Here is a 13,398-nt window from a genome sequence, read left to right as displayed (position 1 = left end):
GATCTAACACTTTATGGTTAAAAGTGCCCCCCCCCTTTGCGATATGATTGGGGTCAACGATATCAACATATAAGCATAAATACAGAGGGCAAGACACTGTGATTAGAGTTGCAATCAACGGTTTCGGGCGGATTGGACGTAACTTTGCGCGTTGTTGGGTGGGTAGAGAGAATAGTCAAATCGATCTTGTCGCTATTAATGACACTTCAGATCCTAGAACCAATGCTCACCTGCTAAAGTATGACTCAATGCTAGGCAAGATCAAAGGTGCTGAGATTAGTGCCGATGATAACTCTATCATCGTCAACGGTAAGACCATCAAGTGCGTATCCGATCGCAACCCTGAAAACTTGCCCTGGAAAGATTGGGGAATTGACCTAATTATCGAAGCAACTGGGGTATTTACTAGCAAAGAAGGAGCGCTCAAGCACGTAAATGCTGGAGCCAAGAAAGTTCTGATTACCGCTCCTGGTAAAAACGAGGATGGTACTTTTGTGGTTGGTGTGAATCATCATGACTATGACCACAACAAACACCACATTATCAGTAATGCTAGCTGTACTACCAACTGCTTGGCACCAATCGCCAAGGTGTTGAACGATAAGTTCGGTATCATCAAAGGTACGATGACCACCACCCACAGCTATACAGGCGATCAGCGATTGCTAGACGCTTCTCACCGGGATTTGCGACGGGCGAGGGCCGCAGCGATAAACATTGTACCCACCTCCACTGGTGCAGCGAAAGCAGTGGCGCTGGTTATCCCAGACCTCAGAGGCAAACTAAATGGTGTTGCCTTACGCGTACCGACCCCGAACGTCTCAATGGTAGATTTCGTAGTTCAGGTTGAGAAGCGTACTATTACTGAAGAAGTTAACCAAGCTCTTAAAGATGCAGCCGAAGGCCCACTTAAAGGTATTTTGGCCTACAGCGAACTAGAATTGGTATCGTCTGATTATCAAGGTCATGATGCTTCTTCGATTGTCGATGCCAACTTGACTTTGGTCTTAGGTAATGACTTAGTAAAAGTTATGGCGTGGTATGACAATGAGTGGGGTTACAGCCAACGAGTCTTGGATTTGGCAGAATTGGTAGCCGAGAAGTGGCAATAATTAATTTGTCATTAGTCATTGGTCATTATAAAAAGGACAAATGACTATTGACAAAGCACTATTGACTAAAATGTTGAAATCCCTGGCTAAGATTCAGAACTTGGTCAGGGAATTTTTTTTGCTCGTCGTGCAATATTACTGTCGATCCGGCTGTAATCCTGCCTGCGATCGCAGCACCTTGACCAAGATGTTGCACTAAGGCTGATGCTAATTCTTGTGGTAAACACAGTACTAATTCAAAGTCTTCGCCACCATATAGAGCATATTTTAGCGCTTGGTCTGGTGTCAGCCAATGGTTAAAAGTTTTTGGTACGGGGATTTCTCTGTGTTCTAAGACAGCACCAACGCCACTGGCGCGGCAAATTTGGATAATCGCATCTGCCAAACCATCGCTGCTATCCATACCAGCAATGAAGAGTTGGGAGTTAGGAGTTAAGATTTTCCAGAGGATTGGTAAGACATCTAATCGTGGTTGTGGACGTTGATGTGCGCGGATTAGAGCCGTGCGTTCTGCATCTTTGAGGTTTTGCCCTAGTTCGGGATGCAAGAGCAGTTCTAAGCCTGCATGGGAGGCTCCATGAACGCCTGTAACAACGATCGCATCCCCGATCGCAGCAGCAGAACGGCGGATAATTTGACTAGGGTTAACTTGACCAAAAGCGGTAATTGACAGAGTAGTAACAGGCGATCGCACGACATCACCGCCAACAATTGAGGTATTGTATTTTTTCAGGCATTCTGTCATTCCCTGATACAAGCGTTCTACCCAACTCACCCTGAGTTCACCAGGTAGTCCCAACCCGACAGTGATTCCCAATGGGGAAGCACCCATTGCTGCTAAATCTGACAAATTAGCAGCAGCAGCTCGCCAACCAGCATCTTCTGGGGAAGTGGTGAGGTTGCTAAAATGAACGCCATCAACCAGCACATCTGTAGTCACTACTAAAGATTGCCCTGGTGTAGTTTCAAGTACTGCTGCATCATCGCCAATAATTTCTGCGGGACAAAAACGCTGTAATTTTTCTAGAAGACTTTGTTCGCCAATATCTTTAACTTTTGTCATCGGTCATTTGTCATTTGTCATTCTCCTTCTTCCCTCATCTCCCTACTCCCCACTCCCTCAAGTTACGATAAAGCTATCGTCTAGGGGGATGTTGGAATGGTCTCTACACCAGTAACAAAGCTCACATTTGAAGAGTACTTAAATTATGATGATGGCAGTGGTTTTCACTATGAGCTAGTAGATGGCAGGCTGGAATTAATAAATCCCCCTACGATTCAACATTTCTTGATTGTCGCTTTTTTAGATACCGCACTCATAGCGGAAATTCAGCGCTTGAGTTTACCTTGGTTAACTTTTCGGGAAACTGGGACGAGGACGGGGAAAAATAAGTCTCGATTAACTGACTTGTCTGTGGTGACGCAGGAGCAAGCAAGAGAATTGCTCAATGCATCAGCAGTCTTTGAGTCACCACCATTACTAATTGTAGAGGTAGTAAGTCCAGATTCTATCAATCGGGACTATCGTTATAAGCGGTCTGAATATGCGGCGGTTGAAGTGCCAGAATATTGGATTGTAGACCCACTAAAAGAAAAGATTTCTGTGTTGTGGCTAGAAGAAGGATTTTACGAAGAGACGGTGTTTACTGGCGACCAGAAAATTGTATCGCGGACTTTTCCAGAAATAGCGATCGCAGTTGAGCAGATATTCACCGCCGGAAATCTGAATCAGGAGAGACGCGATTAATCGCGTCTGTACAAGAATTATTCTTCTCCTGTCCCCTGTGTCTTCTTATGCAGGTTGCGGTTCAACCAGATTTTCTATCCCCTGAACCACTTTTGCTGATTCGATTTTGTCACCAGCTTTCAGTTTATCCAAAACTTCTTTACCTTCGGTGAGATAGCCAAAAACGGCATAGCGACCATCTAACAGGTTGCGTCCGGCGGGGGTGAGTTCTGGTTCAAACAAAAAGAAGAAAAATTGTGATGAACCACCATTTACTTCACTTTCAGGACGAGCCATCACTACTGCACCAAAAGCAGAAAAAGGTAGAACTGGCATATCAACGTAACGACCAGCTTCTTCTAAAGTAATACCATAAGTAGGTGCTTTATCCCCTTGAACTAAGACTTCTAAGGGAATAGCGCGATATTTGCCCGTTGTTGGGTCAATGAAACCCACATCTTTACCTGCTGGGTCTCCAGTTTGGAGAAAGTAAGATTCTTCAGAACGGGTAAATTCTAAACCATTATAAAAACCTCTCTGTACCAAATCTACAAAATTACCAGCAGTCACAGGAGCGCTGTAACCGTCTACGACAAGGGCCAAATCGCCTTTGTTGGTTTTGATTTCTACAGTGGCACGACCTTTAAGTTGCGGCAGATTACTATACTCAGCAGGCACTTCAAAGGGAAATTGTTTCACCATTGACTCTTCTAGCTGAGTTACGAGATTCAAAAGTTTGCTTCTCTCTTGCAGAATTTGTTCTTTATCTTTGCTGTTCGCCAATTCTTGCAATTTACCCACCCCGGATTTCAACTCGGTAATCCAAGCTTCGGCTTGGGGTTGGCGTTCTGCGGGAACGCTTGTTAAGATTTGGGAAGGTTTATCGAGAATGCGGGATGCTTGGCTAATGTCTTTGGAAATAGCACCCCAACGCCGATTCGCCCGCAGTTGGGCAGAGATGTCCTCTAAACTGCCTTGTAGTTGCCGCACAGGTTTGTTATCTATCGGGAGTGCATACCGCAACAAAGCCTTTCCGTCGGTAATTGCATTGCCGGCTGGCAGTGCGGCGCTACTGGAGGGAGTCCACCCAGCTGTAGTTATGCCTAAAAATATTGTTATCAGCAGTATTGCCATTAGGCTGTTCTTCAGCCAGGATTTTAATAAGTTAAGCATGGGATAACTCAAATGCAGCAGTGAATTGTTGACTGGACGTAACCCATCAATAATCTTCCCACGTTAGGTGATGAGTGGAGCAGAGGTCTAGGGCAGAGGATAAATAACTAATGACAAATGACAACTAACTAATGACAAATGCCCAATGACGACCCTAGAAGGGTACAATAAATGCCGATTGTCTTCCAAAATTTGAAAGTTTCATGATCTCCAGTAACGACTTTCGACCCGGTGTTTCAATTGTATTGGATGGGTCTGTATGGCGAGTGCTTGAATTCCTACACGTCAAGCCAGGCAAAGGTTCCGCCTTTGTACGAACTAAGCTAAAAAATGTCCAGAGTGGGAGCGTTATGGAAAAAACGTTCCGCGCCGGGGAAACAGTGCCGCAAGCCACTCTAGAAAAAAGCACGATGCAGCATACCTATAAAGAAGGCGATGAGTTTGTCTTTATGGATATGGAAACTTATGAAGAAGGCAGATTGACTCGCGCACAAATTGGCGATCGCGTCAAATACCTGAAGGAAGGTATGGAAGCCGAAGTTATTAAGTGGGGCGAGCAAGTGCTAGGAGTAGAATTGCCTAAATCTGTGGTTCTAGAAATTGTCCAAACAGATCCAGGTTTAAAAGGTGACACTGCCACAGGTGGCTCAAAACCAGCAACTCTAGAAACTGGTGCAGTTGTGATGGTTCCTTTGTTTATTTCTCAAGGAGAACGCATCAAAGTTGATACCCAGGAAGATAAATATATCAGCAGGGAATAACTTTCATCTCTACGGAGATGCAAGTCCCGATTTAAATCCCTACATAGGGATTAATCCCCTGCCACACTTAAAATGCTAATTTACGGATAGGTCGAGGTAATAAAAACTGTGCCATTGGACTTTAATGAAATCCGCCAACTTCTGGCAACTATCGCACAAACAGATATTGCAGAAGTCACGCTCAAAAGCGATGATTTTGAACTAACAGTCCGTAAGGCTGTGAGCATTAGCAATCAGATGTTGTCGATGGGTCAAGGGACTTTAGGCGGTGTGGTAGGTTCAGGCTTGACATCGGGTTCATCTGGGGGAAACCAGGTGAGCGGAAGTCAGGTAACGGAGGTGTCCACATCTCGTGTGTTTGAGAATACTGGTAGTAGCACACAATTGCAACTGTCAGTAAGTCCTCCCTCAACCATTGACCAGAGATTAGTAGAAGTGCCTTCCCCAATGGTAGGAACGTTTTATCGCGCTCCTGCGCCTGGGGAAGCGGCATTTGTGGAAGTGGGCGATCGCGTCCGCAAGGGTCAAACAGTCTGTATCATTGAAGCTATGAAGCTGATGAATGAAATAGAAGCCGAAGTCTCTGGACAGGTGATGGAAATTCTTCTCCAAAATGGCGACGCTGTAGAATATGGTCAACCTTTGATGCGAATTAACCCTGATTAAGTATTAATGTATATATGATGTGAATCATTGTTAAAATTTTCTCTCCTTGCGGGTTAATCCTGATGAAACAAACGTTGCCTTTACCACCAGAAGTGGTGCAACAAGTAGCTGAATACTTCAGCCTGTTAAGTGAGCCAATGCGCCTACGGCTGCTACACTTATTGCGGGATGAAGAAAAATGCGTGCAAGAGTTGGTAGAGGCAACACAGACTTCTCAGGCAAATGTGTCAAAACACCTGAAGGTAATGTGGCAAGCAGGTATCCTTAGCCGCCGCAGTGAAGGAACTTGCGCCTATTACCGGGTGGAAGATCAAATGATTTTTGAGTTGTGTAATCGGGTTTGCGATCGCCTCGCCACAAGGTTGGAGCAGCAAGCCCGTAATTTTCGTGTATTAAATAGCAAACGGTAAGTTTAAGAGAGTTATGAGTTATGAGTTATGAGTTATGAGTTAAAACTCCTCACTCCTAACTTCTAACTCCTAACTAATTTAAAGGGGATAATCTTTCTGAAACTGTTCGCGAGTTAGCGGTTGTTGTATCTCAACACCCTCACCGCCTAAAACATCCAACGGTTTGCCGTTCACGTCAATGTATACCTTGGCTTTGGGATTTAAAGTTGTTGCAGTGTAAACAACTTGTCCCACGCGGCCCATCATTGAGGTGCTACCACCACCGCTGGTAAAATCTTCAGATAAATTAACGTGAACTTCATTATTTTCCGCCTTCAACCCTAATAGCTTGGTTCCTTTAGGGATAGTTGTTGAATCTGTCCCTTCTGTTGGGCCTGCTAACAAACTTTGGAAAGCTGCTTCTAAAGCTTGGTTGGGTAATACAGAAGCTACTTTAACAGGCTGGGGAACCAAAGTAACATTTTTGTCTTTTGGTCTTAGCCAATAAACGTTTGGGGTTTGCTCATTAGCTGGCTGCCTAGTTGATGGTTGTGCTGGTTGAGCTATTTGCCCAGAGGGGTTTGACGGTGTAGGAGTATTGTTGGATTGTGTGGTAAACCAAGCTACACCACCACCCACCGCTACAACCACTGCTGATACAGCTGCAATTACGCCTGAAGAAATACGATTAGATCCTTGTTGGTCTTTCATGTTCAAAACCTTCCTAACTGAGGGCTGATATGGTAGTTATGTGAGGAGCAGCCTGGTTAAAGACGATACTTATAAGTAGGGAGTTTCCCACAACCTAGAGGAGACTTGATGCCTTTTAATTCTGCAAGTCCCTAGTCCAATTCTAGAATTTTTATTTCTAATCCGTCACCTGCCAAATTATGTAAATTTTGGAAAGACGCAATTAATAGCGTTTCTAAGGAATCTGACTTTTTATCGGTTCTGAAAAACCTCTCTCTAAATCTCTCTCTTTGAAGGAGAGAGACTTTGAATTTTCCGCTTTACACTCGTGGGAAGGGGATTAGGTTTTTCGTAGGTCTTTCCAGATCAGGTGAAAAGTTAGGTTGAATGGAAAATTGTCTACTCCCTACTCCCTACTTCACTCTATTGCTTCTGTAATCCACTGTTTAAGTGTAGTTGTCACTTCATCAATGACTATTTCTTGAGATTTACGGGTGGCTCTTTCTACAACTTCAACTTTGCCATTAGCGATCGCACGTCCGGTTACAATTCTATAAGGTATGCCAATTAAATCAGCATCTTTAAATTTCACTCCCGCCCGTTCGTCTCGGTCATCTAGTAGGGTTTCAATTCCCGCTTGATTGAGTTCTGTGTAAAGTTTTTGGGCGATTTCGATTTGTTGAGCATCCTTAATGTTAGGAATTGTGACGATCGCGTGGTAGGGTGCGATCGCAACTGGCCAAATAATTCCATCTTTATCGTAAGATTGCTCGACGGCAGCTTGTGCTAGTCGTGATACACCTACACCAAAACAACCCATAAATAGCGGCTTTTCTTCACCCTGTTCATTGGTATAAGTTGCACCCATCGCTTGGGAATATTTAGTGCCTAATTGGAAGATGTGACCTGCTTCAATTCCACGGGCACTTGCAAGAGTTTGTTCTGGGTTATGGATGGCGCGATCGCCTGGTCTTGACTTACGAATATCTACCACTCTCTCTGGTAACTTAAATTGCTCACCCCAATTAACACCAACTACGTGATAACCAGCTTCATTCGCGCCTGTAACAAAGTTTTTTAAATCAACGGCTGTTTGATCCACCAAGCGCAAAAACTTGGGATGGATCTGTTTATTAGCAGCAATATACTCATCTGCGATATCTGGCGCAATGTAGCCTAAAGGTAGAGATTTAGCTGTCCATGCTTGTTGGGCTTCGACATTTGGTACATTCAAACTAATAATAGTTTTAGCACCATATTCAGAAGCTAATTTGGTCAATTCATTTTGCAATTTGACCTCATTAACTTCCTGATCGCCTCGTATGCTGACCAAAACTAACACCGTTATACCATTATCATAAACTGTCTGATAAAGGACATTTTTCACTAATTGAGTGGGAGAACAGTTGAGGAGTTGACACACCTTTTCAATGCTTTCTGTTCCAGGTGTATCGCGTTTTTCGTAGGTTGTAAACCGTGAGGTTTCGGCGTCAATTGGTAAAGAAACAGCCTTTTCTACGTTAGCGGCGTATTTACCATCCTCAGTGTAGAGAACTTCGTCTTCACCCGCTTCTGCCAAAATCATAAATTCTGTGGAACCAGAACCGCCAATTGCACCAGAATCAGCTTCTACTGCGCGAAAAGCTAAACCAGAACGCCGTAGGATATTGCTGTAGGCTTTATACATATCCTGGTAAGTTTCTTTGAGGCTGGCTTCATCGGTATGGAAAGAGTAGCCGTCCTTCATAATAAACTCACGTCCGCGCATTAAACCAAAACGGGGACGAATTTCATCGCGGAATTTGGTTTGAATTTGGTAGAGATGTAATGGTAGCTGGCGATAAGAGCGAATCATATCACGAGCGATCGCTGTGATTACTTCTTCATGAGTTGGGCCTAATCCTAATTGTTGCTCGCGGCGGTCAATTAGGGAAAACATAATTCCCTCAGCTTTCGTGTAAGTGTCCCAGCGTCCCGATTCCTTCCATAAATCAGCAGGTTGCAATTGTGGCAAAAGACATTCTTGTGCGCCTGTCGCGTTCATTTCTTCCCGCACAATCTGGGAAACTTTTTGCAGTACCCGCCACATTAACGGCAAATAAGCATAAAGACCACTACCGATGCGACGAATGTAGCCTGCACGGAGTAATAATTTATGGCTGGGAATCTCAGCATCAGCCGGCTCATCCCGCAGTGTAACAAATAACATTTGTGAAAGTCGCATTGTTTACTCCCTTTCTAGAATCTTTAATTTGTTTATAAACCAATACGGTTCAGTTAAAGGCTACTGGCAACAATTTTGGGTTTTCGAGACGCGATAAATCGCTGTCTCTACAAGTGTTTTGTTGCTCATTCTGAACTGTATTGTGATATAATCTTTCCTACTAATCTAGGTCTAGGTTATGAGTCATTTGACATTAAAACTAGACACCGTTCACTTTAGTGACGAACAATTTTATCACTTATGTCAAAATAACCGCGAATTGAAATTTGAACGCACTGCCAAGGGAGAATTAATCATCATGTCCCCCGTTGGAGGTGAAAGCGGGAATCGAGAAGCAGATTTAATTATCGATCTGGGTATCTGGAATCGGCAAACTGGACTCGGTTACACTTTCAGTTCTTCTACTATATTCAAATTACCTAATGGTGCTGACCGTTCTCCAGATGCCGCTTGGATTCAACAAGAACGTTGGCAAGCACTTACACCTGAACAAAGACGGAAATTTCCCCCCATTGCACCCGATTTTGTCATTGAATTAAGATCGGCAACAGATGATTTGGAAATGTTGCGTCCTAAAATGCAGGAATATATAGGTGCAGGGGTGCAATTGGCATGGTTGATAAATCCCCAACAGCAACAAGTAGAAATTTATCGCCAAAACCAAGATATAGAAGTGCGAAATCTGCCTACACAATTATCGGGTGAAAATGTATTACCAGGATTTAGCTTGAGTCTATCCTGTTATTAAGATTTACAAGTGCTGCTAAATCTCCATTATCTGCCCATACTTTACATCGCAGTAAAAAATACTCTATAAGTCTGCGTAGGTACGCTTCATTTTTTGTCGTGTGTGACTGCGACTACAATCGTCAGGGTATCTTACAGCGGCTAAGATAGCTTAAAAGAAATCACGGCATCTTTAGGAGAAATTACCTTGGCAGATGTAATTTATCAAGCACAAGCACCCTTAGAATTTATTCCTCCAGCGTTTAACCCTTTATTGCTACGAGTCGTTAATCTGTTGCTACCCAGTTGGATAAAATGGCAAACACCTATTACCCAAATTGAAGCAGATAACGTAGAGGTTCTGGTGGATTTCTATCGCCAGTTTCAGGAGGGTAAAATCCGTTTTATGTTGGCATTTCGCCATCCGAAAACAGATGATCCACTTTGTTTAGGTTATTTGCTGTCTCAAATTGTACCAAAGACAGCGCGATCGCAAGGTACAACACTACAACATCCCATTCACGCTCATTTTATCTACGATCGCGGTATTCCTCTCTGGGCAGGTTCCCACGTTGGCTGGATTGCTTCTCATTTAGGTGGGACTCCGATTCAGCGAGGGAAAGCTGACTGGACAGGGTTACGTTCGGCGCGTGATTTGTTCGCCAATGGTAAATTCCCGATGGCAGCTGCCCCAGAAGGTGCTACCAATGGTTTATCAGAGAATATCAGCCCCCTAGAACCTGGTATCGCCCAATTAGGCTTTTGGTGTGCCGAAGACTTGCACAAAGCTGAACGCCCCGAACAGGTTCTAATTGTACCAGTTGGGATTAAATATAGTTACGTTGATGCTCCTTGGGGTGCGATCGCTAATCTTTTGAGTGAATTGGAAGCGGCTAGTGGTTTACCTGTGAATTCATCAGAAAATGCTTCCGTGGAGTCCCTTTATCCCCGGTTGTTGGCTTTGGCAGAACATTTACTTTTGCTCATGGAAGAATTTTACACCCGGTTTTATCATCAAAAACTGCCAGATCCTAAGATTGTCATTGGGCAAATTCCCGATAGAAATGAAGCATTAGCAGTTCGTTTACAAGCTTTATTGAATGCAGCGCTGTTAATCTCAGAACAGTATTTTAATTTACAGTCAAAAGGTAGTTTGAGCGATCGTTGTCGGCGAGTCGAGCAAGCAGGTTGGAATTATATATTTAGAGAAGAATTTAAAGATGTCAAAGGAGTATCTGCCGTTGAAAGAGCTTTAGGCGATCGCGTTGCAGAAGAAGCGAATGCACGAATGTGGCACATGCGTTTAGTAGAAAGTTTTGTGGCAGTTTCGGGTAATTATATTCGGGAAAATCCAACAGCAGAAAGGTTTGCTGAAACAACTTTAATTTTATGGCAGATGATTGCTAAAATCAAAGGCGATAAAGCTGTACACCGTCCACAATTGGGTAAGCAAAAAGTAAAAATAACCGTGGGTGAACCCATATCTATTTCTGAGCGTTACCCAGCGTATAAAGAAAATCGTTTGGGTGCTAGACAAGCTGTTGCTGATGTGACGAACGATTTACAACACGCGTTGGAAGGTTTGATTTGATTAGAAAGGTTGCATTTTTTGCTAGTAACCATAATAAAGCTGTCAGTCGTCAAGAGGCTTATTGATTTCGACCCATGCCTCCTGACTCCCTTAAATAGCAAAGTGTAATGTAAATGCCCAAGTGTTCATCCGAATCGGATATTACTTTCTAAAGTAGATCGCGCGTTTAGATCCTCTGTACGGAGATGCTAGGGGGATATGGTTTATTAAGCTTGCACAAACCCAAAAGTTTTTCAAAACTGTCTAAATAAATGGGTGCAGATAATCGTAGGCTGCTAGACCTGCTTGCCTTTGCTGCTATTTCACTTTAATACAATTGGGTTAGATAAAGGCAATTGTAACCAAGTATGTCATTTTTTATTAGATTTTTATAAAATTACCGTTAAGTTATCCAAATTATATTTTCAGAAAAATCACGCTTTTCTATTTTTTTAATTCCAATTACAAATAGAGAAGTCCAAAAAATTGTGATTCTCTAAATCAATCAATTTATAAATAATGAAAACTCAAAACTTATTCAATTTCCTGAAGGTTGGTATTGCTACTTTTGGAATCTTCTTTGTGGCTGGTCAAGGAGCTTATGCCTCAGACTTAAAGGGAACAGCATTTAGCATCTCTTTGGAGTGTATGAATGACACTACCGGCCTTTTGATGGGTCAAAACTCCACTGATGCTAGCGGGTGGCAGTATGCATTTGATTCAAACAAAGATGGGATGAACGGGAATTACTGGGTTGGTGCCGCAGCAGGAAAAGTAAACCCCTACGATATCTCTGGTATGGCTATCAAAGAAACTGCTACCAGCATCATTGTGGCAATCAATGGCAATATGAAGTTAACAGGAGAGGCTGAACAGGGTGCTGCCGGCGGTCAGATTGGATATGGTGATTTGTTCTTCAACATGGCGGGTAAGACCTTTGGAAATGCTATGAGCAGCGGGGATTTGTTTGGTATTCATTTCGCTTCAGCGAATGCTTCAGGGGTACAACAACTAGGTGTTTATAGTGGTGTTCAGGCAAAGACAGTTACTAATATCAAAGAGGGCTACACTGTTGCTACATATGGTGGTTTAGCAGGAGGAGGGAATTCTTACGAAAGTCAGGTAAAACAAGGTGGTGGTATTGTCGGTTATGGTGATTTGACCAGTAGTTATTTTACTAATAACGGCAAGGACAATACATTTAATCTTAATGTCATCAACTCTGGAAATTATCTGAGTGCAATCTCGTTCCTAGCACAGGGTAATGTAACGCAGCAGTTGCTAACCACTGGCTATGATGCCAGCAAATTCAACGGCACACAAACCATTGCATTTGAATTCAAGAAATCTTCTATTGTCCAATCAACTCCTGAGCCTGCTAGTCTCGCTGGTTTAGGAATTGTTGGTCTGGCTTTGGCTGGTAGCAAGCTACGCAAGAAATTAGCATAGCAATTGGGTAGAGACTATTCGCAATACGGCTTAATTTCTCTTCAGTGATTATAGACAAGATAAAAGACTATTTTCTCTCATGGAAATGATCGCTCATTAAATTTGGGATGAAGCTTAAGCGAAAAGTATCCCAAGCTGTATAGATTTACTCACTAAAGATTAAATAGGTCAACTTCAATGCCCTTACTTTCTAGCAAGGGCATTTTTTTTATAAGATAGTTATCAAATACAAAACTACTCAGGCAATTCTTTAAAGAATCTCAGTAACGCTCATGACATTTTTCAAACACAAGCAGACAAGGTGCTAGTTATTCTGCAAGCTCTAGATATAGCTGTGTCATACTAATGACTTGGATAAGCCATTAGAAGATTTACAGGATTATATGTCATGTAGATGCTATAAACCTCATCTATGTTGAAACCTAGAGTTTTTTAAAAGATATATTTATGTAGATTGGGTGGAGTGAAACGCAACCCAACATTACCACCAAATTTTATGTTGGGTTACGCTATCGCTGCACCCAACCTACAAAACTTTAATTTTATGGCAAATGATTGCTAAAATCAAAGGCAATAAAACTGTGCAGCGTCCGCAATTAGGTAAGCAAAAAGTAAAAATAACTGTGGGTGAACCTATATCTATTTCTGAGCGTTACTCCGTATATAAGGAAAATCGGTTGGGTGCTAGACAAGCTGTTGCTGATGTAACGAACGATTTACAACACGCATTGGAAAGTTTGATTTCAAAAGGAGGATGATGGTAATGACTCGTGAAAACTTAATAAATATGATTATGTATATACAATGAGGATGGAGGTAAGCTAATCAGCATTTAAGCTGCAACATAGTTGACATTACCTTTATTTTTGATTTTTCGATGCCACTTAATCAGTAACTCACCTTGGTTTAACA

12 protein-coding genes and 1 pseudogene are annotated in these 13,398 nt (G+C 42.7%); 9 read left to right on the top strand and 4 right to left on the bottom strand.

Going from position 1 to position 13,398, the window contains the following annotated elements; translation table 11 throughout:
• Window positions 1-98: 98 nt before the first annotated feature.
• Window positions 99-1,112 (top strand): type I glyceraldehyde-3-phosphate dehydrogenase, encoded by a 1,014-nt coding sequence (locus V7K61_RS05425; RefSeq protein ID WP_335051645.1) that lies wholly within the window; start codon window positions 99-101, stop codon window positions 1,110-1,112.
• A 58-nt stretch (window positions 1,113-1,170) separates the two neighbouring features.
• Here V7K61_RS05425 and thiL read toward each other — a convergent pair whose 3' ends face one another.
• Window positions 1,171-2,175 carry a thiamine-phosphate kinase gene (gene thiL / locus V7K61_RS05420; RefSeq protein ID WP_335051643.1) on the bottom strand — a complete coding sequence of 335 codons (1,005 nt, stop codon included), beginning with the start codon at window positions 2,173-2,175 and terminating at the stop codon, window positions 1,171-1,173.
• Window positions 2,176-2,271: 96 nt separating this feature from the next.
• Between thiL and V7K61_RS05415 the strand changes: the two genes are divergently transcribed.
• The gene (locus V7K61_RS05415; RefSeq protein ID WP_335051641.1) at window positions 2,272-2,859 is read left to right on the top strand and encodes a Uma2 family endonuclease; all 588 of its coding nucleotides are present in this window, start codon (window positions 2,272-2,274) and stop codon (window positions 2,857-2,859) included.
• Between the two features lie 45 nt (window positions 2,860-2,904).
• Here the strand turns inward: V7K61_RS05415 and V7K61_RS05410 are convergent, their stop codons facing one another.
• Window positions 2,905-4,011, bottom strand: coding sequence for a peptidylprolyl isomerase (locus V7K61_RS05410; protein WP_335051639.1), 1,107 nt, complete (start codon window positions 4,009-4,011; stop codon window positions 2,905-2,907).
• Between the two features lie 203 nt (window positions 4,012-4,214).
• Here V7K61_RS05410 and efp point away from each other — a divergent pair, with 203 nt between their 5' ends.
• The 3 genes from efp to V7K61_RS05395 all read left to right on the top strand — a co-directional run bounded on the left by efp (window position 4,215) and on the right by V7K61_RS05395 (window position 5,848).
• The gene (gene efp, locus V7K61_RS05405) at window positions 4,215-4,772 is read left to right on the top strand and encodes an elongation factor P (RefSeq protein WP_292845505.1); all 558 of its coding nucleotides are present in this window, start codon (window positions 4,215-4,217) and stop codon (window positions 4,770-4,772) included.
• A 108-nt stretch (window positions 4,773-4,880) separates the two neighbouring features.
• On the top strand, window positions 4,881-5,438 hold the full coding sequence (accB, locus tag V7K61_RS05400; RefSeq protein ID WP_335051636.1) for an acetyl-CoA carboxylase biotin carboxyl carrier protein: 558 nt from the start codon (window positions 4,881-4,883) through the stop codon (window positions 5,436-5,438).
• Between the two features lie 62 nt (window positions 5,439-5,500).
• Complete coding sequence (locus V7K61_RS05395; protein ID WP_094349905.1) at window positions 5,501-5,848, top strand: ArsR/SmtB family transcription factor; 348 nt, start codon at window positions 5,501-5,503, stop codon at window positions 5,846-5,848.
• A gap of 78 nt (window positions 5,849-5,926) precedes the next feature.
• Here V7K61_RS05395 and V7K61_RS05390 read toward each other — a convergent pair whose 3' ends face one another.
• Both V7K61_RS05390 and V7K61_RS05385 read right to left on the bottom strand, forming a co-directional pair.
• The gene (locus V7K61_RS05390) at window positions 5,927-6,538 is read right to left on the bottom strand and encodes a GerMN domain-containing protein (protein WP_335051634.1); all 612 of its coding nucleotides are present in this window, start codon (window positions 6,536-6,538) and stop codon (window positions 5,927-5,929) included.
• Window positions 6,539-6,935: 397 nt separating this feature from the next.
• A complete protein-coding gene (locus tag V7K61_RS05385; protein WP_335051632.1) occupies window positions 6,936-8,741 on the bottom strand; it encodes a proline--tRNA ligase in 1,806 nt (601 codons plus the stop codon).
• Between the two features lie 178 nt (window positions 8,742-8,919).
• Here V7K61_RS05385 and V7K61_RS05380 point away from each other — a divergent pair, with 178 nt between their 5' ends.
• The 4 genes and pseudogenes from V7K61_RS05380 to V7K61_RS05365 all read left to right on the top strand — a co-directional run.
• Window positions 8,920-9,489, top strand: coding sequence for a Uma2 family endonuclease (locus V7K61_RS05380; RefSeq protein WP_335051629.1), 570 nt, complete (start codon window positions 8,920-8,922; stop codon window positions 9,487-9,489).
• 186 nt (window positions 9,490-9,675) lie between these two features.
• Window positions 9,676-11,058 carry a 1-acyl-sn-glycerol-3-phosphate acyltransferase gene (locus V7K61_RS05375; protein ID WP_335051627.1) on the top strand — a complete coding sequence of 461 codons (1,383 nt, stop codon included), beginning with the start codon at window positions 9,676-9,678 and terminating at the stop codon, window positions 11,056-11,058.
• Window positions 11,059-11,556: 498 nt separating this feature from the next.
• Window positions 11,557-12,486, top strand: a complete 930-nt coding sequence (locus V7K61_RS05370; protein WP_335051625.1) for an XDD3 family exosortase-dependent surface protein — start codon at window positions 11,557-11,559, stop codon at window positions 12,484-12,486.
• Window positions 12,487-13,019: 533 nt separating this feature from the next.
• Window positions 13,020-13,244: pseudogene (locus tag V7K61_RS05365) on the top strand (1-acyl-sn-glycerol-3-phosphate acyltransferase); the annotation flags it as partial.
• Window positions 13,245-13,398: the final 154 nt, after the last annotated feature.

Source organism: Nostoc sp., assembly GCF_036918015.1.
In the GTDB taxonomy this organism is placed as follows: Bacteria; Cyanobacteriota; Cyanobacteriia; order Cyanobacteriales; family Nostocaceae; genus Nostoc.
Note: the sequence above shows the minus strand (reverse complement) of the source record. Positions and strands in the feature narration are given on the sequence as shown.